The 23111-nt window shown below is 54.9% G+C and carries 26 protein-coding genes; 11 read left to right on the top strand and 15 right to left on the bottom strand.

Annotated elements, in window-relative coordinates:
• Positions 1–53: 53 nt before the first annotated feature.
• From HS105_00970 to hemW, 4 genes are all read left to right on the top strand, one after another.
• Positions 54–1403, top strand: coding sequence for a hypothetical protein (locus tag HS105_00970; protein ID MBE7515174.1), 1350 nt, complete (start codon positions 54–56; stop codon positions 1401–1403).
• 93 nt (positions 1404–1496) lie between these two features.
• The gene (locus HS105_00965; protein ID MBE7515173.1) at positions 1497–2363 is read left to right on the top strand and encodes a TlpA family protein disulfide reductase; all 867 of its coding nucleotides are present in this window, start codon (positions 1497–1499) and stop codon (positions 2361–2363) included.
• Positions 2364–2448: 85 nt separating this feature from the next.
• Positions 2449–4803: a phosphoribosylformylglycinamidine synthase subunit PurL gene (purL, locus tag HS105_00960; GenBank protein MBE7515172.1), complete on the top strand. Its 2355-nt coding sequence runs from the start codon at positions 2449–2451 to the stop codon at positions 4801–4803.
• Positions 4781–6019: a radical SAM family heme chaperone HemW gene (gene hemW / locus HS105_00955; protein ID MBE7515171.1), complete on the top strand. Its 1239-nt coding sequence runs from the start codon at positions 4781–4783 to the stop codon at positions 6017–6019. The genes purL and hemW overlap by 23 nt, the downstream gene beginning before the upstream one ends.
• 13 nt (positions 6020–6032) lie before the next feature.
• Here the strand turns inward: hemW and HS105_00950 are convergent, their stop codons facing one another.
• The gene (locus tag HS105_00950; protein ID MBE7515170.1) at positions 6033–6821 is read right to left on the bottom strand and encodes a tryptophan 2,3-dioxygenase; all 789 of its coding nucleotides are present in this window, start codon (positions 6819–6821) and stop codon (positions 6033–6035) included.
• Positions 6822–7165: 344 nt separating this feature from the next.
• Between HS105_00950 and HS105_00945 the strand changes: the two genes are divergently transcribed.
• Positions 7166–7375, top strand: a complete 210-nt coding sequence (locus HS105_00945; protein MBE7515169.1) for a cold shock domain-containing protein — start codon at positions 7166–7168, stop codon at positions 7373–7375.
• A gap of 52 nt (positions 7376–7427) precedes the next feature.
• On the opposite strand, the gene HS105_00940 is transcribed toward HS105_00945, so the two are convergent.
• The gene (locus tag HS105_00940) at positions 7428–7745 is read right to left on the bottom strand and encodes a hypothetical protein (GenBank protein MBE7515168.1); all 318 of its coding nucleotides are present in this window, start codon (positions 7743–7745) and stop codon (positions 7428–7430) included.
• A 99-nt stretch (positions 7746–7844) separates the two neighbouring features.
• Here HS105_00940 and HS105_00935 point away from each other — a divergent pair, with 99 nt between their 5' ends.
• The gene (locus tag HS105_00935) at positions 7845–9260 is read left to right on the top strand and encodes an L-seryl-tRNA(Sec) selenium transferase (GenBank protein MBE7515167.1); all 1416 of its coding nucleotides are present in this window, start codon (positions 7845–7847) and stop codon (positions 9258–9260) included.
• On the opposite strand, the gene serC is transcribed toward HS105_00935, so the two are convergent.
• Positions 9243–10331: a 3-phosphoserine/phosphohydroxythreonine transaminase gene (serC, locus tag HS105_00930; protein ID MBE7515166.1), complete on the bottom strand. Its 1089-nt coding sequence runs from the start codon at positions 10329–10331 to the stop codon at positions 9243–9245. The two genes, HS105_00935 and serC, sit on opposite strands and share 18 nt — an antisense overlap.
• 190 nt (positions 10332–10521) lie before the next feature.
• Here serC and HS105_00925 point away from each other — a divergent pair, with 190 nt between their 5' ends.
• Both HS105_00925 and HS105_00920 read left to right on the top strand, forming a co-directional pair.
• Positions 10522–11898, top strand: coding sequence for a carboxypeptidase regulatory-like domain-containing protein (locus tag HS105_00925; protein ID MBE7515165.1), 1377 nt, complete (start codon positions 10522–10524; stop codon positions 11896–11898).
• A gap of 140 nt (positions 11899–12038) precedes the next feature.
• A complete protein-coding gene (locus HS105_00920) occupies positions 12039–12176 on the top strand; it encodes a hypothetical protein (GenBank protein ID MBE7515164.1) in 138 nt (45 codons plus the stop codon).
• A gap of 21 nt (positions 12177–12197) precedes the next feature.
• On the opposite strand, the gene HS105_00915 is transcribed toward HS105_00920, so the two are convergent.
• On the bottom strand, positions 12198–12440 hold the full coding sequence (locus HS105_00915; GenBank protein MBE7515163.1) for a hypothetical protein: 243 nt from the start codon (positions 12438–12440) through the stop codon (positions 12198–12200).
• Positions 12441–12459: 19 nt separating this feature from the next.
• Positions 12460–13116, bottom strand: a complete 657-nt coding sequence (locus tag HS105_00910) for a DUF480 domain-containing protein (GenBank protein ID MBE7515162.1) — start codon at positions 13114–13116, stop codon at positions 12460–12462.
• A gap of 79 nt (positions 13117–13195) precedes the next feature.
• Here HS105_00910 and HS105_00905 point away from each other — a divergent pair, with 79 nt between their 5' ends.
• The gene (locus HS105_00905) at positions 13196–13786 is read left to right on the top strand and encodes a ribonuclease D (protein MBE7515161.1); all 591 of its coding nucleotides are present in this window, start codon (positions 13196–13198) and stop codon (positions 13784–13786) included.
• Between the two features lie 6 nt (positions 13787–13792).
• Here the strand turns inward: HS105_00905 and HS105_00900 are convergent, their stop codons facing one another.
• From HS105_00900 to HS105_00860, 9 genes are all read right to left on the bottom strand, one after another.
• Complete coding sequence (locus HS105_00900) at positions 13793–14254, bottom strand: PaaI family thioesterase (GenBank protein ID MBE7515160.1); 462 nt, start codon at positions 14252–14254, stop codon at positions 13793–13795.
• 72 nt (positions 14255–14326) lie between these two features.
• Positions 14327–14974, bottom strand: a complete 648-nt coding sequence (locus HS105_00895; protein ID MBE7515159.1) for a hypothetical protein — start codon at positions 14972–14974, stop codon at positions 14327–14329.
• A 73-nt stretch (positions 14975–15047) separates the two neighbouring features.
• Positions 15048–16862 (bottom strand): aspartate--tRNA ligase, encoded by a 1815-nt coding sequence (aspS, locus tag HS105_00890; protein ID MBE7515158.1) that lies wholly within the window; start codon positions 16860–16862, stop codon positions 15048–15050.
• A 152-nt stretch (positions 16863–17014) separates the two neighbouring features.
• The gene (locus HS105_00885) at positions 17015–17860 is read right to left on the bottom strand and encodes a phosphatidate cytidylyltransferase (GenBank protein MBE7515157.1); all 846 of its coding nucleotides are present in this window, start codon (positions 17858–17860) and stop codon (positions 17015–17017) included.
• Positions 17861–17866: 6 nt separating this feature from the next.
• Positions 17867–18652, bottom strand: a complete 786-nt coding sequence (locus HS105_00880) for an isoprenyl transferase (protein MBE7515156.1) — start codon at positions 18650–18652, stop codon at positions 17867–17869.
• Positions 18653–18728: 76 nt separating this feature from the next.
• A complete protein-coding gene (locus tag HS105_00875; protein ID MBE7515155.1) occupies positions 18729–19031 on the bottom strand; it encodes a DUF952 domain-containing protein in 303 nt (100 codons plus the stop codon).
• A gap of 17 nt (positions 19032–19048) precedes the next feature.
• A complete protein-coding gene (truA, locus tag HS105_00870) occupies positions 19049–19798 on the bottom strand; it encodes a tRNA pseudouridine(38-40) synthase TruA (GenBank protein ID MBE7515154.1) in 750 nt (249 codons plus the stop codon).
• Positions 19795–20640: a hypothetical protein gene (locus HS105_00865; GenBank protein MBE7515153.1), complete on the bottom strand. Its 846-nt coding sequence runs from the start codon at positions 20638–20640 to the stop codon at positions 19795–19797. Before HS105_00865 ends, truA begins: the two co-directional genes overlap by 4 nt.
• Entirely contained in the window at positions 20637–21401 is a 765-nt protein-coding gene (locus HS105_00860) for an orotate phosphoribosyltransferase (protein ID MBE7515152.1), read from the bottom strand. The genes HS105_00865 and HS105_00860 overlap by 4 nt, the downstream gene beginning before the upstream one ends.
• Between HS105_00860 and HS105_00855 the strand changes: the two genes are divergently transcribed.
• Together HS105_00855 and queF are read left to right on the top strand one after the other, a co-directional pair.
• Positions 21373–22095 (top strand): hypothetical protein, encoded by a 723-nt coding sequence (locus HS105_00855; GenBank protein MBE7515151.1) that lies wholly within the window; start codon positions 21373–21375, stop codon positions 22093–22095. The two genes, HS105_00860 and HS105_00855, sit on opposite strands and share 29 nt — an antisense overlap.
• Positions 22073–22501: an NADPH-dependent 7-cyano-7-deazaguanine reductase QueF gene (gene queF, locus HS105_00850; GenBank protein ID MBE7515150.1), complete on the top strand. Its 429-nt coding sequence runs from the start codon at positions 22073–22075 to the stop codon at positions 22499–22501. Before HS105_00855 ends, queF begins: the two co-directional genes overlap by 23 nt.
• On the opposite strand, the gene HS105_00845 is transcribed toward queF, so the two are convergent.
• A complete protein-coding gene (locus HS105_00845) occupies positions 22491–23030 on the bottom strand; it encodes a hypothetical protein (protein ID MBE7515149.1) in 540 nt (179 codons plus the stop codon). The two genes, queF and HS105_00845, sit on opposite strands and share 11 nt — an antisense overlap.
• Positions 23031–23111: the final 81 nt, after the last annotated feature.

The following is a 23111-nucleotide window of genomic DNA, read 5'->3' as shown; positions in this document are numbered from 1 at the left end:
CTTTTCTTAGCCTAGATCTACGCTAAATTTTCTAAATTGGAGGCCCAATATTGATGCAGACCCGTAGCCGATCAAAGATCATTGCCGTTCTTAGCTCCCTCATAACTCTTTTGCTGCTAAGTACAGTTCATTTTGCCCAAGACACGAAGGCGACTGCCCCGGCGACGCTTCCGCTGAAGGATCGCATTTGGATGGCGTCGAAGATGTACGAAAGCGTACAGATGTATTTTGCACATTGGAAGGCCGTGCCCGACCTCGGCCTCGATGCGATCTACAAGCATTTCATCGACCGGATCGCGGCCTCGGACGACCGGCGGGAGTTCGACTTCGCTGCCATGGAGTTCATCGCCGCATTAAAGAATGGCCACACGACCTACAACGACCCTTGGTTGGACCGGTCCGACCCGAAGCCGGTCGGTTTCGAGGCGAGAAAGATGCCCGACGGGAAGTTCATTGTCAACCTCTCTGCGAACAGCGATATCCGGGCGGGCGATGAGTTGCAGGCGATCGACGGTAAGCCGTTCTCACAGTTCTTCAAGGAGAATGAGAAATACGTAACAGGATCAAGTGAGGCGGCGCGGCTGCATGGTTTCTTCTACCGTCCATACCTGTTCCCGAAACGGTTCGAACTGACGGTCAGCGGACGGAAGTTGACGGTCGATCGCTATACACAGAAGCTCACGTGGCCTGCTTTCGTGGACGAGACGCAGGGAAAATTGCTTGACGGCGGTATCGCCCTCTTAAACATCCCATCGTTCGGTGACGCGAAATACGAGCAGAAGGCCGTGGATTTCATTCGGGCCAATGCCTCGGCAAAGGCGTTCATTATCGATGTTCGCGGAAATGGAGGCGGGTCGACCCCGGCAAAGCTGATCGCTGCCTTGATGGATCGGCCGTATTACGATTGGGTCGAGGCATCGAGTGCGAACGTGGGTTCTTTCGGAGCTTACAGCCAGCTTGCGAGCCTCGTTCCACCAGAATCTCGGGATGCAGAATTAAAGAACGTGATCGATATCGGCTCCTCACTCGAGCGTGTCGAGGTCCGCTTTGCGAATAAACGAAACCTTCCCGACCATCCGCTCTTCAAGGGGCGCGTCATCGTACTGACCGATTCGGGATGCGCGTCGGCGTGCGAGGACTTCGTGATGCCTCTCAAGACCAGCGGCAGGGCCGAGGTGTATGGCTTGCCTACCGAGGGAAGCACGGGGCAGCCGTACCTATACGCATTCGAGAATGGAATAAACTTCCGTGTTGGGGCAAAACGAGCGTACTTTCCCGACGGAACTGAGTTTGAAGGCGTTGGTATCACGCCGAACGTCCTTATCGAGCCGACGCCGGCTGACATTCGCGCCGGAAAGGACATGGTACTCGAAAGAGCTATAGCAAATGCGCTACGTTATTAGTAACGTCGGCTGCCGATGATACGGCTTGGCTAGTTTTGGCCCTTGCACATCAAAAGCCGGCTGTCGTGCCTGTTCGGCCGGCTTTTGAAAGAGATGAAATTCACTCGTATATCGTGGGCATTTGCCGTTCTCGTTCTCATATCGAACTCATTTTCACAGACATCTCCGCGAGTTCCAGTAACCGTGATCGACAGCGCTCAATTGCAGGAATTGCTCAAGCCGAGCGGCAAACCTGTGCTGATCAATTTTTGGGCGACGTGGTGCGAGCCGTGCCGCGATGAATTTCCGGACCTTGTAAAGATCGACAAATACTACCGCGACCGCGTTGATATCCGTGCCGTCTCGCTCGACTATCTTTCTGAGATAGACGGCGATGTGCAGAAATTCCTGACCTTGGTCAAGGCACAGATGCCGGTCTATCTTTTGCATACAAAGGATGAGACTGCGGCGTACAAGAGCGTTTCACCCGACTGGACCGGCGCCTTGCCGATGACCGTACTGATCGCACCGGACGGCAAGATGTTCTATCAGCGGATGGGCAAATTCCGCTACGAGACCCTAAAGGAATACCTCGACCGGCTGCTTGCCGCGCCGCCTTCGGACATGGGCATCATCGAAGAGATGGAGTTCGTGAAGGTGCTCAACGGCAAACGCGACGAAGTTCGTTATTACTATGAGAATAACTGGCGGCTTTATCGCGACGCGGCGTTCAAACGCGGGATGATCGATTCTTTCGAATATATTGATGTTACGGCTCCTGCGGACGGTGCGTTCGACATCATCCTCATAACGCGGTATCGCGGCCAAGAGCAGTACGACGAGCGTGAGAAGAATTTTGCAGAGTTGAGCAAAGAACTGTCTCCAAAAGGCCCTTTCCTGCGAGGCAATTCAAAGCCTGACGCGTTTCGAAAGGTCGTGCATCGCTACGTCGGCAAGCCTGTCTTCTATATGTTCAAATAACGCCGCTGCCGCATCCACCATCGACATCGCCGGCAATTGTCGGTAAAATACTCGTTTCATTGAACGTACGGGTTCTCGACTTACCATGCATGCAATAAAGATCACGCCGGATGTCATCGATCAGCACGGTCTTTCAACGGAAGAATACCAAAGGATCGTAGGCTCTCTGGAACGCGAGCCGAATCTTACCGAACTCGGCATCTTCAGCGTTATGTGGTCGGAGCACTGCTCCTATAAATCGTCGCGCGTTCACCTTAAGCGCCTGCCGACGAGCGGCGAACGCGTGATCGTACCGCCGGGCGAGAATGCCGGCGTCGTCGATATCGGCGATGATTGGTGCATTGCGTTCAAGGTCGAGTCGCACAATCATCCGTCTTTTATCGAGCCGTTCCAAGGTGCGGCTACGGGCGTCGGAGGCATCCTGCGCGATATTTTCACGATGGGAGCAAGGCCGGTTGCCGCGATGAACTCGCTCCGTTTCGGGCCGATCATTGCGGAACAAGCGGCAGGAGACGGGGAACGGGAGAAGCTCTCGACCCGGTCCGTCAATCGGAATCGTTCCATCCTCAAGGGCTGCGTCTCGGGCATCGGCCATTACGGCAACTGCTTTGGCGTGCCGACCGTGGGCGGCGAGGTCGTTTTCGATCCGTCATACAGCCTCAATCCGCTCGTTAACGCCTTTGCTCTCGGACTCGTGCGTAAAGATCAGATCTTCTTTGGCAAAGCGACAGGCATCGGCAACCCTGTGCTCTATGCCGGTGCAAAAACGGGCCGGGACGGCATTCACGGCGCCACTATGGCTTCCGCCGAGTTCGATGATGATGCATTGGAAAAGCGGCCGACCGTACAGGTAGGCGACCCTTTTCTTGAAAAGCTCCTTCTCGAAGCCTGTCTCGAAGCGATGCGCTCCGGTGCCGTCGAAGGCATACAGGATATGGGTGCGGCCGGGCTTACAAGCTCCTCGGTCGAGATGGCCGCGCGTGCAGGCACGGGCCTTGAGCTTGACCTTACGCGGGTGCCGCAGCGTGAGACCGGAATGACCGCGTACGAGATGATGCTGTCCGAGTCGCAGGAGCGGATGCTGATCGTGGCAAAGACGGGACGCGAAAAAGAGGTCGTCGAGATATTCAACAAATGGGATCTCGATGCGGTCGTTATCGGCAAGGTGGTCGAGGGCGGCCGGCTAAAGATATTCCATAACGGCGAACTTGAAGCCGACCTGCCCGTACTCGCCTTAACTGACGAGGCGCCGAAGTACCACCGGCCGATGTCAGAACCCGCTGCGTCAGCGGCGGGTCAGTTTGCAGTAGGTGATTCAATATCATCGAACTGGCCGCCCGCTTACGCAGGCGGTTCTGACTCGAACTGGCCGCCCGCTTACGCAGGCGGTTCTGACCTTGCCGACGCCCTCAAGAAGCTGCTTGCCTCACCGAACATCTGCTCAAAGCATTGGGTTTATGAACAGTACGACTCGATGGTGCGAACGAACACCGCCGTTCTGCCCGGTGCTGATGCCGCCGTTATACGCATCAAAGAGACGCGGCGTTCGATAGCGATGTGCCTCGACGGAAGCGGCAAATTTGTCGCCATAGATCCGCGAATGGGTGCAAAACTTGCGGTCGCCGAGGCCGCACGCAACGTTGCGTGCGTCGGTGCAAAACCTATCGCAGTAACTAACTGCCTCAACTTCGCTTCACCCGAGCGGCCCGAAGTAATGCGTTCATTTTCGGATGTGATCGACGGCATGGCCGAGGCGTGCACGGCCTTTGATACGCCGGTAGTCTCGGGCAATGTCTCCTTTTATAACGAAACGGACGGCCGCGGCATCCTGCCGACGCCCGTCATCGGCATGGTTGGCCTGATCGAAAACACAGGCAGCATCATCACACAAGGCTTCAAGAATGAGGGTGATCTTATTGCCCTGCTCGGCGTTACCCGCGACGACCTCGCAGCAAGCGAATATGCACAGACTGTTCTCGGGCTTTCGACCGAACAGATCATAGCTAACGGCATCTGCCCGCAGGTCGATCTTGAGGATGAAGTAAAGCTTCAAAACGTTCTTTGTGAGCTTGCCGCCGCGGGCTTGGTCGCATCAGCCCACGATTGCTCAGATGGCGGACTCGCTGTCGCCATTGCCGAAAGTTGCTTCTCTTCACTCAACAGAAAGGCCGTCGGTGCCAAGATCGAACTTGCGGGCGGCGGCCTCTCGGATGCGGCACTGCTTTTCGGCGAAACACCTTCGCGCGTTGTCATCAGCTTTGCTGCCGAGAATCTCGATAATGTCAAAGGTGTCGTCGGGGACGTTCCGTTCGAGGTGATCGGCAAGGTTCGAGGCGACACGCTTTCGATAGACGTCGGCGGCCGTAATGCCGTAGATATGCCGATATCGGAGTTCGAAAGTACGTGGAAGGGCTCTTTTGGAACGATCCTCGACCAATAATGTAGCTCGGCCGACGCATCCGTGCCAGACAATGACCGCAGGCGTTTATCTGCACATTCCATTCTGCAAGTCGCGTTGTTCGTACTGCGATTTCGCAACGGACGTTTGGCGGAGCGGCGATGTAGTGGAAAGGTATGTCGAGGCACTGTGCCGCGAGATCGAGTCAGAACCCGCTGCGTCAGCGGCGGGTCAGTTTGCAGTAGGTGATTCAATATCATCGAACTGGCCGCCCGCTTACGCAGGCGGTTCTGACATTGACACGATCTATTTTGGCGGCGGAACTCCGTCGCTGCTGACGCCCGAGCAGGTCGGGAGGATACTTGCGGAAGTAAGAAAGCGATTCTCGGTCGCCGATAATGCGGAGATCACCCTTGAGATGAACCCCGCGACGGTCACGCACGAGAGCCTTGTGGCGTATCGCTCGCTGGGCGTCAACCGTGCGAGCTTCGGTGTGCAGACATTTGATGACCGCGATCTGAAACTGCTTGCCCGCGGCCACGATTCAAAAGACGCACGCACCACCTTTCGTATGCTGCGTGATGCCGGTTTTACGAACATCAGCTTCGATCTGATCGCCGGTCTGCCCGGACAAACTATGGCGAACTGGATGCGAAACCTCGATGAGGCGGCGGCACTCTCGCCGGAGCACATTTCGCTCTATCTACTTGAGATCCATGAAGGTACGCCGCTTGCCGAACAGATGCGTTCGGGGCGGCGAAAGGCGATCGCCGACGAGCTTGCAGCGGAGATGTACGAGGCCATGCTCGATCGGCTTGCCGCGGAGGGTTACGAGCAGTACGAGATATCGAATTTTTCGCGTCCGGGCTTTGCCGCGCGGCATAATGTGAAATATTGGCGGCTCGATCCTGTCTTCGGCTTTGGTGTCTCGGCGCACTCATTCGACGGCCGCCGGCGTTACGCGAATGAACGCGACACGGCCGCGTACGTCCGCTCGATAGAACAGAACGGGACGGCGAAAGTGATGTGTGAGGATGCGGTTTTGGCTTCGGAGTTCGTCTTTCTCGGCCTTCGCATGGAGGAAGGAATAAGCCTCGATGAGTATCTTACGCGTTTCGGCCGCGACCTGATCGAGGAACTTCGTAACGAACTTGCCGACCTCATCGATAAAGGCCTTATCGAAATGAGCCCTTCGCGGATCAAGCTCACACGAAAAGGAAAACTCTTTTCAAATGAGGTATTTGCAGTGTTCGTCTGACACCGCCTAACGCTTAGGCTTCGGTCGTAAGATGCGTGCGAGCCTCCCATATCTCAGGAAAGAATTTTTTCGAGAGCGTTGACATCAGATAGCCGACGCCGTCGCTGCCGCCCGTTCCGCGCTTCATCCCGAGCATCCGCTCGACCATGAGCACATGATTGTGCCGCCATGAGAGTATGAGTTCATCATGCTCGATCAGGATGTCCTGCAGGTTGTAGATCTCGGAGTATTTCTCGGGATGCGTCAGCACCTCGACAACGGCGGCGACACGTTCATCATGTGTCGAGGTTCTCATTCCGCTGCGTTCGAGCAAAGCCCAGAACGTATCCGCAAGCGACGGTTCCTCAAAACGCCGTCGCAGTTTCGGGTATGCATATTCATCATCGCGGAAGAACTCCAGTATCTTCTCGTCCTTTGCGCCGGAGGCGAATTCCAGCTCGCGAAACTGCATCGACTGAAAGCCGCTCGCGGGCCTAAGGCGATCGCGGTATTCGAGAAAGCCGATCGGCGCCATCGATTCGAGAATATGTATCTGCGTCGTTAAAAGCCTTTCGATCGCAAGCACGCCGCGCAGTGAGTGATTAGCTCGAAAGATGCGGCCTTCGTCAAGCCATTTTGTCGCGGCGGTAACCTCGTGAAGTATCTGCTTGAACCAAAGCTCATACGTCTGATGAATGATGATAAAAAGCTGCTCGTCGTGGCTGGTCGGCTCTGAAAGCGTCGTCTGCAGCTCCAAAAGTTCCGGCACGCGCAGGTATTTGTTGTAGGACAGCGGTGGATTCGTTCCGTATTCGTCAGCCATTTGTCAGCTTGCTCCTTTATTGGCGTATTTAGTCAATCTTGTGCCATAGGTGCGTCGAATGTCAATTTTGTTTACAAAACAGCGTGTAAAGGCAACAAACTTCTTGACATCAATGCCCTGAATTAGCTAAATTTCATTCGTCAATCAGACAATTCTCAGTTGAACAGAAACATTTCTTGCGGTTTAAGATCTGTTGCTTGAGCAGATGCTTTCAGGCACAAGTAAAAGAGCGATGCGATCACGCCTCAGGTTAACGTCCCCTGTTTGACGGTGCGCGCCCGATCTGACGGCAAATGCCGCCGGGGCGCGTCAAGATGTTTTCAGCTTTAGGAGGAATTAGACGAATGCCCAAGACGACAGGCAAAGTTAAATGGTTCAACAATGCAAAGGGCTACGGCTTTATCGAGCAGCCCGGCGAACAGGATGTTTTTGTACACTACAGTGCGATAACAGGGGACGGATTTAAGACCTTGATACAAGGCGACCGGGTCGAATTTGAGGTAACTGACGGCCCGAAAGGGCCGCAGGCCGAGAATGTCGCAAAGGTTGCGTGAATACGATCTGACCGTATAAGACCGAGGCTGCCTTGCCGGGCAGCCTCATTTATTAAAATTCCTCGCCTTTTGCCTTCATTTGCCGCCGCCACAGTTCTCTGTACGAAGTGAATCGCGAGACAAGCGTGTTGAAGTAATAGCGTTGTGCGTAGGCAAGGCTGCGGTTATCGGAAATGCGTTTGATGGTCGATTCCATCCTGGCACGCGCTTCGAGCGGCGGCCTTTTTGATGCACCGTTGAAATAGATATCGAACTCGATCTTGAGCCGCCGCATATCCTCTTCAAGACGCGAGAGCTGCAGGTCGATATTCTCAGATTCCTCGGAACGCTGTTTGCTTGCACGGGCTAGATTTTTTTGAATTGTGGTCATCGGATCGGGTAGGAAAATAAAGCGGCGGGCGACGTTGCCGCTTTCTTATAAAAACGCCCATTGCGGTATGATTTCCGTAAATTGCGCTACGATTGCTAAATGCCGAGTTCTTCCGATCCTACAATTGCAGCCTTGCGGAACCTTCCGTCGGTCGAGGCTGTATTGCGAACGCCTGCGGCAATGAAGTTCATTGAAAATGCCGGGCACGAAAAAGCGGCGGGAATGGTCCGCGAGGCGATCGAGTATTTGCGAAACAAGATCTTGGCGGGAGATGAAATGGGGCGCGAGGAGCTGCTTACCGCTGCGGAATGGCTGCTCGTCGAGCTTTCGCACCGGCATGAGCGTGCAAAGCTCCGGCGCGTCATAAACGCGACCGGTGTCGTGCTGCATACTAATCTGGGACGTGCGCCCTTATCCGAGGAAGCAGCCCGCTCTGTCAGTAACATTATTTCGGGCTATTGCTCGGTCGAGCTTGATATAGGAACCGGCCGCCGCGGCGGCCGCAGCACCTTTGTCGATCGCCTTATCTGCGAACTTACCGGCGCCGAGGCTGCGATGGTCGTCAATAACTGTGCGGCAGCGGCATTCATTGTCTTAAAGGCATTGGCGGCGGGCGGCGAGGTCATTGTCTCACGCGGCGAATTGGTCGAGATCGGCGGCGACTTTCGCGTGCCCGATGTGCTCGAACAGTCAGGCGCCGTACTCCGCGAGGTCGGCACGACGAACCGAACAAAAGCCGCCGACTACGAACGCGCCGTCTGCGATGCAACGACGATGCTGCTGCGTGTCCATCCGTCGAACTATCGCATCGTCGGCTTTTCTGCGACGCCTGATGTCGCCGACCTCGCAGCGATCGCTGCTAAGCACGGCCTTATATTTTACGAGGACATCGGTTCGGGTGCGATCAGTGATCTCGCTGAATTCGGCATCACGGATGAGCCGCTCGCCGCCTCATCGCTCTCCAGAGGGGTTGATATTGTTACCTTCAGCGGCGACAAGCTGCTCGGCGGGCCGCAGTGCGGCATCATCGCAGGCAGAAAGGAGCTTATTGAGACGCTGCGCCATTATCCGCTGTACCGCGCGCTGCGTGTGGACAAAATGACATACGCAGCTCTAGGGGCGACGCTTGAGTCATACGCACGCGGCCGCTCAAATGAGATCCCTGTCATAAGTATGCTCTCGCTTACTCGTGACGAGATCAGAACACGTGCCGAACGCCTTTTGGCCGAAATGTCGGGCGATCTGCCGGCTGTGATCGAGATAATTGACGGCGATTCTGCCGTCGGCGGCGGTTCGGCTCCGCTTGCCCGTCTCGCCACGGCGTTGATATCGATCCGCCATGATGAGGCCACGGCAGACGCACTTGCCGCTCGGTTCCGAATGGCGACGCCGCCCGTGATCGGACGTATCGAGAACGACCGCTTCATATTGGATCTTCGGACAGTATTTTCGGATGAAGAAGCAGAACTTGGCAGGACGATCGACGCTGTCTGCCGCTCAGCCGTTGCGGCGTAAGAAGTCCTGCATCAGATCGGCAAGAGCGACGACGCCTTCCACCGGCATCGCATTATAGATCGACGCTCTTATGCCGCCAAGCGAACGGTGTCCGGCGAGGCCGCTCATACCGTTAGCCAGGGCTTCGGCACAGAATTGCTTATCAAGTTCAGGCGTCGGCAGGTGAAAGGCGACGTTCATCAGCGAACGAGCCTCTTTCTCCGCATAGCCGATATAAAAGCCGCCGCTCGCATCGATCGCATCATATATCATCTTTGCCCTAGCGACGCTTCGCCGCCGCATCTCGTCAATGCCGCCTTCTGCTGCAACGTGATCGCAAACAAGCCCGATCATATAGATAGCCCACGTATTCGGCGTATTGACCATCGATCCGTTATCGCGGATCACACGGTAATCCAGTATCGGTGAACGCTCGCCCTCAATAAGCTCAAAAAGGCCGTCGCGGACAAAGGCGACCGCAATGCCGCTGGGCCCGATATTCTTCTGCGCGCCGGCATAAACAAAGGCATACCTGTTCCAATCGATCGGCTTGGACATTATGTTCGATGACATATCGCAGATGACCGGGACCTCGCCGCCGTCAACATCGTAGTGGAACTCGACACCCTCGATGGTCTCGTTCGCAACGTAATGGATATAGCGAGCGCTCGGCGAGAATGTGAGTTCGGCCGGACCAGGTGTCGTGAGACGCCCATCAGTGCGGCTGTCCCAAGCGATGTTCATCCGACCGAAGCGTTCGGCCTCGGCAAATGCCTTACGGCCCCACACACCTGTGAGAATAAAGTCTGCCGAAGTGCCTTCGCTGATAAAATTGAGCGGGATCATCGCGAATTGAAGCGATGCTCCGCCTTGTATGAACAGAATGCGGAAGTCATTCGGCACCTTCAACAGGAGGCGAAGGCCCTGCTCAGCGTGTTCAAGTATCTTTTTGAACTGTTCTGAGCGGTGGCTCAACTCCATCACGCTCATACCCGAGCCGTCAACCGAAAGCATCTCGTCGCGAGCTTTTTGCAGCACAGCATCGGGCATGACGGCAGGCCCGGCACTGAAATTAAAGATCCGCTTTTCCATAAACAGCTCCGTGCAGACAGAATGCGCCGACCAAGAAACATATCATAGGCGACCGCAACTGTTTTGCGCGAATGAGGGATTTCGGATTTCTGCTGCGCGTAGGATACAATGACCTTTGCATCGAACCATTTTAGCGAAGCAAACATCACAAGTTCGAGGGTAGTACCCATTCGAAAATTTGGAGGAAAGAATGTTTAAAAGGGCGGCTATTGGATTGATCGTTGCGGGCTTGCTGATCGGTATCGGATCGATCGCGGCGCTTGGCCAGACGGTCATTACGTCAGGGCGTGTCGAGCTTGAAAAGCAGGATGGCAGCCGCGTACCGGTTGCAGGTGCGACTATTGATGTTTTTCGAACGGATATCAAGGGCAGTGCAAGCGGTACAAAAACGGATAAGAAGGGCAGTTTTACCTTTGCAAATCTTCTGATCGGCGGCGTTTACACCCTTGTTTTCAGTGCTCCGGACTGTGAGCCGACTTTGATCCAAAACATCAAGGCGGGCTCAGAAAAGATCGTTGTAACTATGCACCCCGGCGACGGACGGCGCTGGACCGCTGACGAGGTCGAAAAGGCTCTTTCCGGTGCGGGTTCTTCAGTGGGCAGCACGACGAAGGGCAATGCAGAATCGACGACGCCTGCGGAAAAGAGCAAAGAACAGATCGAATACGAAAAGAAGGTCGCGGAGATCGAAGCGGATAACAAGCGCAAGCAGAAAGCGTATGACATCGTAGCCGCATCAATGAAAGCGGGTAACGACGCCTTTACCGCAGGAGCTAACCAGGTAAAGGCAAAAGACCTGTCCGGTGCAGTAACGAACTTCACGACAGCCATTGCAAAGTATGACGAAGGAGTTCAGGCTGAGCCGAACTTCGTAGGCTTGACCACACCGCTTTTGAATAACCGCGCGACGGCACTTCGCCAACGCGCGGTCGCCACATACAATCTTGGCACAAAAGAAACCGACGCTGCGTCAAAGACCTCAATGTATGACCGTGCAAAGAGCGACCTGCTCGAATCTGCAAAGTCGTATGAGCGCGCTTGGCAGGTGATACAGTCTGCAAAACCCGAAGAGATCGCAGCTGTTAAGGATTTTGATACGCTCAAAAGCGATACCATTCGCGGCTCTCGTGACACGTTCGCGATGGCCGTTGCCACCGAGCGGATCGATCCGGCTATCATCGAGATTGCAAAGGCTATGATCCCCGAATATCTCAAGGTCGAACCCGATGCGGCAAAGAAGATCGAGGCGCAGCTTATCATCGCCGATATGTATCGAATAAACCAAAACCGTGAAGAGGCGATCGGTGCGTACAAGGCTGTTCTCGAAGCGGCCCCGGACAATGTGGATGCGCTCGCGGGCGCCGGCCTGATGCTGGTTGATCTTGCGTGGCTCAAGGATAACGACAAGGCCCTTGCTCAGGAAGGTGCGAACTATCTGCAAAGGTTCGTTGCCATTGCTCCGGATTCGAACAAGATGAAGGAAGGTGCCAAAGGCTACCTTGAGATCCTAAAACAGCAGAGCATCGTCCCCGTAAAGACTGCTACACCATCGAAGAAAAAGCACTAAAGCCGTGTCCGGCCATTACATAGCCGTGTTCGGGGTCGCCCCCGAACACGGCTTTTTCCATTGCACGCCTATTGTCACAAAGTGCCGTTCGGCGGTGTTCCTATTTTTACGGGAGAAATTTTGTGAAAGGTGCTTAACAGATGAAACTAAGATATTTGCACACCGCCTTGGCCGGCGTTCTGTTCATCATAATTGTGATCGGCAATATCGTGATCGTCGCGCAGAGCGAGAGCGGGGTCGAACACGACCGCTCGCCTGACCAGTCGCTGATGCCGTAAACGAGAACGGCCAAAAGGGCCTCAGGCGATCATATAAAGTGCGAGGTACGGCACAAGATTCAGAAAGAACACGCACAGTTTGTAGATCATAATGCCGTAGAAATTCGCGGTCATCAGTTTCTCTTCATCAATGCCGAACATAGCCTTGATAAGCGGTGCCGCCTTTGGAAAGAACGCAAATGATACGGCTGACCAGACCATGAGCAGAATATAGTTGAAGACCGTGCACCAACCGAGAAAGGTTTTTAGCGTTTGCAGGTTCATAATTCGGCCTCGCTTCAGGTCATTCGAACTGTTTCTTGAACTCCTCGATCTCAGCTTTTAGAGCATCGATCTCAGATCTTAACGCTGCAACTTCCGTTTCGAGCTTTTCCACACGCTCATTTGCGTGGCCGCCGCTGCGAGCGCTTGCCCCTATTGAAGCCGCAAGTGCTTCGGTATCGATCTCGCCCGACAGTGTATGGGCGAAACGTGCTTCCTTGCGGCCGGGCAATACAGGCAATTTAGTAACGAGCGGCTCATCGCGCCGGGCAAGCTTGTCGAGTACTTCCTGAACCTCGCCAAGCCCCGCGAATTCATACATACGGCCGGTTCGTTCACGAAGCTCGCCCAAGGTTTGCGGCCCGCGCAAAAGCAGTACGGCCATCAAGGCTGTCTCAGCCGGCTCAAGTTCGAGAACACCCGGCAGCATGTGCTTGTATTTCGGCACGCGGCTCGTGCTTCCGTAAAAGACATAGACAAGGTTCCGATCGCGCAGGTGTTCGATCGCAGACGCCGCGGTCTGCTCATCAAGCGACATCACAGGGTCGCGATTATTCTTTTGATTGCAGGCGTTGACGAGTGCGTTCAGCGTCAGCGGATAATATTCGGGGGTTGTAGGCTGCTTTTCGACAAGCGATCCGAGGATGCGGGCTTCGACATCTGAAAGGATTTCAGGCATGGCAATGTAATAGATCCAAGGCGTACGGACGACCGCCGGTCTTAGCAAAGCCGTACCAAAGTAATTTACAATTTAACGAATGGATATTCTAGTCGCGCGCGGGCCTGCTGACACAGATGCTGCACTTAAAAGGCTGTCGGATGCAGCCGCCATCGGGTGCGATACCGAAACTTCCGGGCTTGATGCACGCGCGGGCCGATTATTCTCGGTCCAGTTCTCGGACGGCAGCTTGAGCGTTCTCGTACCGCTGAGCGAAGGCGTAGAGCTTGGCAGATTTACCGAGCTTTTAGCTGATGATAATGTCGTGAAGATCTTTCACAATGCCCGTTTCGACCTCGATTTTCTGCATGCGTCCGGCGTAGCGGTCAACAATGTCTTTGACACGATGATCGCCGAAAAGGTGCTTACCAAGGGAGCAGGCCAATCGGCGTCGCTTGCCGACACACTTTACAGATACTTTGCCGTCGATCTCGACAAATCGCAGCGTGCAAAGTTCAACCGCCGCTGGAGCGGCGTGTGGACGGACGAGCTTGTCAACTACGCCCTTTCAGACGTCGTTCATTTACCGAGGCTTCGTGAGGAACAATTGAAATGGCTCGAAAAGTTGGGGCTTTATAATGAGTTCATCACTCGTTCAGAACAGATGATCTCGCGTGCCTGCGCCCCTTAACGCAAACTACCAGCGATGATATGCGGGATGCCCTTCCTGCACCGCGACAAAGGTTCCGCGGCACGTTGCACATACCTTATCATTTGCAATCAGCTCAGCTTCGACAGTTGCGCGATCTTCTGCCGATTCGACCACGCGGGCGCGAAGGTGTATCGGTGCGTCAAAAGGCGTCGGGCGTTTCAGTTTGACATGAAAATCGGCCGTCACCGTGCAGTCTGGCTTGTCCTTGCCGTCACGTTTCATCAAAAAATACGCCGCTGTCCAGTTCGAGTGGCAATCCAACAGCGTTCCGATAATGCCGCCGTTGAGCATGCCGGGAAACGCCTGATGCTCAGGCCGCGCATGCCATACAGCCACGACCTCGTCGCCTTCGGGATAGCTGTTAATGTGCAGCCCTTTTTCATTTGCCGGGCCGCAGCCGAAGCAGATACTATTCGGTGAATATTCTTGTTGAAGTGAGCGTTCCATTGCGTTGTAACAAACTTTACATATAGCCGCAGCGATGTAAAGGACCGCAGCCGGCGATCGTACGGCAAACAGCTATTTATTGCCGTCTTTGTTCCCGATGAGATGCGGGCCGACCTTTTCATCAAGCAGATCGGTAATGCCGTCAAGCGACTCTATATGTATCGGCTTGTCGCGTAACGCCCGTACAAAAAATATCAGCAAGAAGATGAGTGCCGCGATCTGAAACGCTACATTGCTGATCTCGGCCACCGAAGTGATCTTGCCCAACAGGCCGAGGATCGTCGTTACAAGCAGTATGCCAAGATGAGCCGCAAGGCCCTGTGCGGCGTGAAAACGCACCTTTGTCTCGCCTCGCGGCAAAAGCAGCAAAAGCACCAGGCCGGCAACCAGGCCGATGTACCACGGAAAATACGGCAGTGCCGTCGCAATGTTCTCCGGCAGGCCGATCTTATCGACCTTTCTCTTTTTAGGATCGGTCAGCGATGCGAATTGAGCAGGAGAATGTGTCGGCACGGCCGAACCGTTGAATACATTCTGATGAGCCTCGAACGCACGGTCGGCAAAACGCCGAGTTCGCTCTTCTACCTGTGATGTCGGGGCAACCGGTGAAGTATTGTCAGCACCGTCAAGCGGACGCGTCGCTGCAGCGGCCTCGGCCGCTGCCTTTGCTCTCGCGGGAAAATCCGGATCGAGCGGATTTGTATCGTACTTCGAAGGCATCTTTGCTAGATCATTTTACGATATTCCAAGTGTCGAAGTTCGCGTAAAATTCGCTCCGTCCGCGGCCGGTTCATTATTCGGCGTGCTTGACCTCGATGCCGAGTTCATCAAGTTGAGCCTCATCGACATCGCCCGGCGAGTCCATCATAAGGTCCTGAGCAGACGCCGTTTTCGGAAACGCCATCACGTCGCGTATATTCTCGGTTCCGCTGAGTATCATACAAGTGCGTTCGATTCCGGCGGCAAAACCTCCGTGCGGCGGCGTGCCGTACTCAAGCGCGTCGAGAAAGAATCCGAAGCGTTCGCGGGCGATCTCAGGCGAGAGGCCTAGGGCCTTGAAGTTCAGAGCCTGAATTTCCTGCTGATGTATTCGGATCGAGCCGCCCGCACATTCGTAACCGTTTATCACGGCATCATACGCCTTTGCACGGACCTCGCCGAGCAGGTGATGTTTTGAATCATCGTTCACCGCGGCCTTGAACTTTTCTAGATCCTCATCCATCGGCGAGGTGAACGGATGATGTGCGGCAACATAGGTATCGCTTTCCTCATCGTGCTCGAACATAGGAAATTCCGTTACGATCAGCGGTTTGTACGCCGAGCGGTCGATCAGATCTTCGCGGCGGGCGACCTCGAGCCGTAATGCACCCAGCGATGCCGCAACGACCGGCTTGCGGCCCGCGACGATCAGGACGGCGTCGCCCTTCTCGGCGCCCGCGGCCGTTATGAGCCGCGCGATCACCTCTTCGCCCAATGCCTTCATCAGGGAAGATGTTGTCTCATCACCAAGCTTTATCCACGCGAGAGCGCCGGCACCGTAACGTTTTACATATTCCTGAAGCTCGTCGGTCTGTTTTCGCGAGTAATCCGCCTTGCCCTTGACGACGATGCATTTGACCTTGCCGCCTTTGGCGAGCGTATCGGCGAACGGCGGAAAATCAGTATCGCCAAGATGTTCCGAGAGATCGACAAGCTCCATGCCGAAACGCATATCGGGCTTATCGCTGCCGAAACGGCGCATCGCCTCGGCGTACGTCATGCGCGGCCACACTTCCGGCAGCTCGACATCTATCAGCTTTAGGACGTGATTGAACATTCCTTCCATCAGGCCATAGACCATCTCCTGATTGGCGAACGAAAACTCCATATCAAGCTGCGTGAACTCGGGCTGCCTGTCGGCACGCAGATCCTCATCGCGAAAACAGCGTGCGATCTGATAGTAGCGGTCAAGCCCTGAGATCATACAGATCTGCTTGAGTATCTGCGGCGACTGCGGCAAGGCAAAGAATTTGCCCGCGTGAATGCGTGACGGAACGATAAAGTCGCGTGCCCCTTCGGGCGTTGATTTCAAAAGGATCGGCGTCTCGACCTCGATAAAACCGCGCGTGTCGAAATACTCGCGTATAGCGCGAACAGCCTTAGCACGCATCATTATGTTCTGCTGAAGCCGCGGCCTGCGGAGGTCAAGATAACGGTATTTGAGACGTGTATCCTCGGCAGCAAGGTTCTCGGAGCCCGCGACCTCAAGCTGGAACGGCGGCACCCTAGCGTCATTCAGGACAAGCAGGTCACTAACCTTCACCTCAACATCGCCGGTCGCGAGCTTCGCGTTCCTAGCCGCTTCATCGCGGGCGACGACCTCGCCCTTTACGGCGATGACGAATTCACCGCGAATATCCTTCGCCTTAGCATGAGCTTCTCCGGCTGTTTCTTCGCTTACAACGGCCTGTGTTACGCCATAACGGTCACGCACATCAATGAACGTAAAAACGCCGAAGTCGCGCTTCTTGGCGACCCAACCCATCAGCACAACCTGTTTGCCGACGTCGCGGACACGCAGTTCGCCGCAAGTGTGTGTTCGTTCGAGAGTGCCGAGTGTATCCAACATAAACTTTTGCCTCATTCTGCCTTTAAGCAGGAAATAACGGCTCTATAAATGAAAAACGCCCTTCGAGGTCTCAGACAACCGAAGGGCCAAGCGCTGTGTCGTACGTGCGCTGAAGCCCTACATATTATTGTCGTTAACCCGCAGATCGGCGTTCATGACGAAAAATAAAACCTAGCGAAATAGTACAGTATCGGTGCTCCGAAGAGCAAACTGTCGAGCCTGTCGAGAAAGCCGCCGTGCCCGGGCAGGATCGACGCCGCATCTTTTGCCCCTGAGCCGCGTTTTATTGCCGATTCGGTCAGATCGCCAAGCACGCCGACCGCCGCGATAACAACCGCGAGCGGCAAAGACCACTGATACGGCAGTTCCGGAAAGAACCACCATGTGGCAAGTGCGGCGGCGGCAGCGGCGGCAAGCAGTCCGCCGAAAAGGCCCTCGACCGTTTTGCCGGGCGAAATGCCGGGTGCGAGCTTGTGTTTACCGAAGGCCCGGCCTGCAAAATACGCTCCCGAATCAGAGCAGAAGATCACGAGAAAGAAATACGCCAAAAGGTGCGTCGAAAGGCCCGCGGGCGTTTCAAAGCCAACCCTTACGGCAACGAGATAGCCGCCCAGGAACGCGATATAGATCACGCCGAGCAGTGTAACGCCCGTGCCCGCAAGCATCTTTGAGAAGTCGGCACGAAAGCGGACCGCCTGAGCTATCAAGAGTGCCGCCGAAAAAAGTGCCAGCGCGAGAAGCAGCAGGTCAGGCGCCGAAGCAGGTGCGTTCACTAGGAACGCAAGGAACAGCAATACGGCACCGATATAGCCGACAGCCGCATCAGCTTTCAGCTCCAGCTTCTTGGTGAGCGAGAAGAATTCAAAGATGCCCGCACCCAAAGCGAATGCGGCAACAGCGATGAAAAGCCACACGCTTTCGGGTATCCACAGCGGCAGGATGATCGATGCAATGATGATCGGCAGTGCGATCGCGGCTGTAAGAATGCGGGTCTTCATAGGTGGCTAAGTCCCTGCGGCCGAGACGCCTCCATATCGGCGTTCTCGCTTTTGATAATCGATGATCGCCTCAAAAATATTAGGACGGCGAAAGTCCGGAAAGAGTGTCTGCGTAACGTATATCTCGCTGTACGCAAGCTGCCAAAGCAGGAAATTCGAGATGCGGAATTCGCCGCTCGTACGTATCATCAGATCGACCTCGGGCATACCGTGCGTGTAGAGGTTCCGCTCAATATCCTGCTCGGTCAGCTTGTCACCGCTGATGCCGCGAAGATCGAGTTCGCGATATGCAAGCCTTGCGGCCCGGACGATCTCGGCACGCGAACCGTAATTCAGGGCGACATTCATCACCATTCCGGTATTTTCTGCCGTGTATTTGACGGCGGCGTTCAGCTCTTTTTGAACATCAGCGGCAAGGCCCTCGACATCGCCTATCACACGGAAACGGATATTGTTCTGATGTACGCTTTTCAATTCGCGTTTCAGCACACGCTTGAGCATCGACATCAGGCCTGAGACCTCTGCCTTCGGCCGCTTCCAATTCTCGGTCGAGAAAGCATAAAGCGTTATCGCCTCGATGCCAAGCCTCGCGCAGGTATCAATTATCGCCTTTACCGACTCCGCACCGGCATTATGGCCGAATATTCTCGGTTTGCCCTGAGCCTTTGCCCAGCGGCCGTTGCCGTCCATGATGACAGCGATGTGCCGCGGCAAGCGCGTCAGATCGATCGCTGCAAGCAGCTCGGCTTCACGCGAATCAGGCTTAACGATCCCGGCAAAATTCGGATGCATCACAAAAAAGCTTGCCGCAGACTAACACAACTGCTGCTGAAAGTCGCAGCTCGAACGGCTCTCAGCCAATGGGCGGTCAGTGCTTAACGATCTTCGTTTCGTGCTTGAGTATCGCGCCGCGGTTGATCGGGCCGTAAATATGCGGGTAGTGTTCGCCGCCCGTAGATGGCTCGACAACGAGTTTCGACGTGAGTTTTCCGCTGTCGATCGTAAGGACGATAACTTTTTCCCGATCGCCGTAATGCCGCTCGATCGACCTTTCAAGCTGGATAGCAAAACTGCAGTGGATAAAGCCTTCCGTCGCCAAGCTCTCGGCTCTGTATTCGTCGCCGTCGAACGCCGCCCATACTTCGGGCATTACAATGTGAAAAATTATCATAACTCTGCTTGCCGCCGCTATTCGTAACCGACTTGGAGAAGGGTGAGGCCTTGTGCGGGCGCCGTCTTGCCGCACAGCGACCTGTCGCCCGTCAGTATCGCGGTTTGTATCGTTTCGTTATCCTTTACGCCTTGGCCTGCTTCGATCAATGTGCCGGCAAGCGAACGGACCATATAGCGCAAAAAGCCGTTCGCCGTGATGCGGAACTCGATCATCGAGCCGCATCGGTCATCCCAGTGCGATGTTACCGAAACATCGCTGACGGTGCGTACTCGATCCTCGCTGTCCGATTGTGCCGCCGAGAATGCGGTCCAATCGTGCTTGCCGAGAAAAAGCCTCGCCGCATTGTTCATCTTCTTGACATCGAGCGGCTTTGGTTCGTGATGCGCAAAGCGCCGCCAGAATGGCGACATTACGGGTGCATTCACAATGCGGTAAAGATACGTTTTCTGCTTTGCCGAAAAGCGTGCGTGAAACTCATCCGGTGCCGTTTCGGCCTTCATTATCCTGATATCTCGCCAGAGGTTGCCGTTTATCGCCGAACGCAATTTCTCGGGCGTAAAGGCCCTGCTCAGATGCACATTCGCAACTTGAGCGTCGGCGTGAACACCGGCATCTGTGCGGCCCGAGCCGGTAACCTTGACCTCTTTGTTCTCGATCATGCCTATGACGCGCTCCAATTCTCCCTGGATCGTGCGTGAATTCTCCTGCACCTGCCAGCCGTGAAAATCGGTACCGTCGTATTGGATCGTGAGTTTGAAGTTCATCCGAGAAATTTGTCCACTGCGGCAGCAAAGCGGCGTGGCGCCTCTGTATCCATTCTTAGATACAATGAAGGCTCGATCAATTCAAGCTCCATTAGAGCATACCTGCCGTTGAATTTAACCAGATCAACGCGGGCATAAAGCAGCGTTTTGCCTATCGCCCGCACAACAGAGTCGCACGCTGCACGCAGGCCTGCGTCCGGGCGGATCGCGGTAATTATGCCGCCGTGTTCTTCCTGTACGCGAAAGTCGCCGGTCTTTGGCCGCTTGACGATCGCGTGGCTGTATTCGCCTGCAAAATAAAAGAGAGAGAACTCGCCTTCATCCACAATTGACGCGACGAAAGGCTGCACCATGAACTCGCGGCTTGCAAAGATCGATCCCAGAGCGTCGTCGTATTCAGCGAGCCGAAAGGTGTTTTCCGCGGTGGCACTGACCGTCGGTTTTATAACGACCTCGCCGCTCTCCGACGCTGAGAGCCACTCGGCGAACGAATCGCGTGAATACTCCGTTGGCCAAAGCGTAGGCACAATATCGACGCCGCGCTCGGACATATCGCTCAGGTAATGCTTATCGAGGTTCCATTCGATGATATCGAGCGGATTCTCAAGCCGCGTGTGTGCCGTTATCTCGGCGAGAACCGCAAGAAACTCCTTGGGCGTTCGCTGGTAATCCCAGGGCGTTCTGATGACAACCGCCGCGAACTCGTTCCACGGCCGCTCCGTCTGCCGCCATGAGAGTGTCTCAGCTGCGTAACCGAGATCTCCAAGCGGCACGACCGCAAGCTCGTCATCTGAGACATACCCGCTTAGGTCGTCGGTCGAAAGGAAGCAGATCTTGCTCATTTTGAGATGATGCGGCTGCCCGGCTTGACAGCTTCGATCCCTTTGGCACACATCGGGCAATCTTCGGGAGCGAATGCGGGAACATCAAGGCCCGCGAGCGAAATGCGCGATACACCGACATCGGCCGTTCCGCCTGAGCGGTCGATGATCGAAGCAGCGGCGATCACATCGCCGCCCGCGCGCTCCAACGCGCCTATGCACTCGCGTGTCGAGCCGCCCGTCGTTATCACATCTTCGACCACAAGGATGCGTTCGCCGGGCCGCAGCGTAAAACCGCGTCGAAGCGTCATTTCGCCGTCTTGCCGTTCGGTCCAGATAAAGCGGGTGTTCAGAGCTTCCGCTGCGGCGTAGCCGATAATTATGCCGCCGATGGCCGGCGAAGCGACCGTATCGATATCCTTGGTCAAAAATCGCTCGGCTATCGCACGCCCGAAATGCGCCGCATCGGCTGGAAATTGCAGGGCGAGAGCACATTGGAGGTATTGCGGGCTGTGCAAGCCGCTCGAAAGCACAAAATGCCCTTCGAGCAATGCCTCGGCGGCGCGAAAATGATCGAGTATCTGTTCAGGTTCCAATTTAAGTTTTACCTCAGCGCCTAATGTCGTTAAAATCGATTGTAAGATGCCGATGTACTCAAACCTAATCTCGGAGTCAGTGCTTGTCAGCGATACCGTTTCGCTGCTTCGTTCGCACAACGGTAAAGCGTCAGCGGTCAATATCGTCGATCTTGTAATGAAGATCCGACGGCCCGAACGCACCATTGCCCGCGAATTGGTAAAGGAACTCGTCGAGCATGACCCGCGGCTTCAGTTAAATGGTGATACGGTTGAGCTTATCGATACGGAATACGGCAGCCGCGGGCTTGATGATGCCGAGTTCGTCGTATTTGATCTCGAAACGACCGGTGCACAGGCGCCGCCCGACCGCATTACAGAGATCGGCGCGTTCCGAGTAAAGAACGGCGAGGTTACCGAAGATTTTCACACGCTCGTAAACCCCGGCCAGCCGATCCCGCGCTTCATCACTGAACTCACGGGCATCAACGACGATATGGTTGCAGAGGCTCCGCATTTTGCCGACATCGCGGGCGAATTCCTTCAGTTCATCGGCGATTCTGTCCTTGTCGCGCACAATTCCGGGTTCGATATGCGATTTCTCGATCACGAGATAGGGCTTGTATTTCCCGAACACCGCGTTGCAAATCCGTGCCTGTGTACGGTGCAGCTCTCGCGGCGGCTTCTGCCGCATATTGCGAACCATAAGCTTAAAACGGTCGCCGAGCATTATTCGATAGACCTTGTCGATCATCACCGCGCAAAAGCCGATGCCTATGCGACCGCACACATTTTTGTCAACCTGCTGATGAAGATCCGCGATGAGGGCGTGAATGACATTTCAGGCCTGCGTCAGTTCAGCTCGCGAAATAATAAATATGCCAAACGACTTTACGCCTGAGGGCAGCAATCAACAGGGTCTTGAGATCAGGCCGACACCGCGTGCGGAAATGGATCTTTTTCCGCTCGATTCTTTCCCGTATGAGTTCTCGGGCAGCGAGATATGGGTTGACTTTGAGATACCCGAGTTCACTGCCATCTGCCCTTTCTCGGACTTCCCTGATTTTGCGGTCATAAGGCTCAAATACATACCGAATCGGCTGTGCATTGAGCTTAAAAGCCTCAAACTTTACATAAATTCATTCCGCGATGTAAAGGTGTTTCACGAGCATGTGGTGAATATCATTCTCGAGGACTTTGTCGCCGCGTGTGACCCGCTGCGTGTCGAGATAGAAGGCGACTTCCATGTTCGCGGAAATATTAAGACAGTGGTGCGGGCAAGCTATAAGAAAGGCATCAGTGAGTAGATGCCGAGAGCGAACATCCGCCGGCATCGCCATGCTTTGAGCAAGCTGTCTCGACCAGCTGATCGACAACATCGCCGACCTGCTTGCCGATGGCGACCCGGGCATTTGAAAGCTCGGAAACCACAAGGAAACGAGCCTTTTCCATTAGCGTCTGCTCGCGGAACGAGAGCTTTTTTGAACGGCTGAGAAACGATAATTTCTTGAGAACATCGGCGACCTCAAAGACGTTGCCTGACCGCACTTTGTCGATGAAATCTTTTGAGCGGGTCTTCCAGTCCGATGAGAGTTCTTCGAAATCGTCGCCGAGCTGTTCGAGAAGCTGCCTGCATTGTTTCGTATTTATCAGCGGCCTGATCCCGAGGGTGTCAACGGTCGCATCGGGTACAAAGATCGTAGAGTTATCACAAAGGAGCCTGAGCGAGAAACCGCTCAAGACCTGAGTGCCGTCATCGAATTCTTTGCGGGCCTCGACCACGCAAACACCCTGATTCGGGTACGCGACCTTTTGCCCTATGGTAAGTGCCAACATCGCTTCTTTTGTGAAAAGACGGGGCTTTAACTACAGATAGCCGACCACTCACACGCAGCCTCACAGCAAATCCTGCTCATC

Origin of the sequence: Chloracidobacterium sp. (assembly GCA_015075585.1) — a bacterium.
GTDB lineage: Bacteria > Acidobacteriota > Blastocatellia > Pyrinomonadales > Pyrinomonadaceae > OLB17.
Note: the sequence above shows the minus strand (reverse complement) of the source record. Positions and strands in the feature narration are given on the sequence as shown.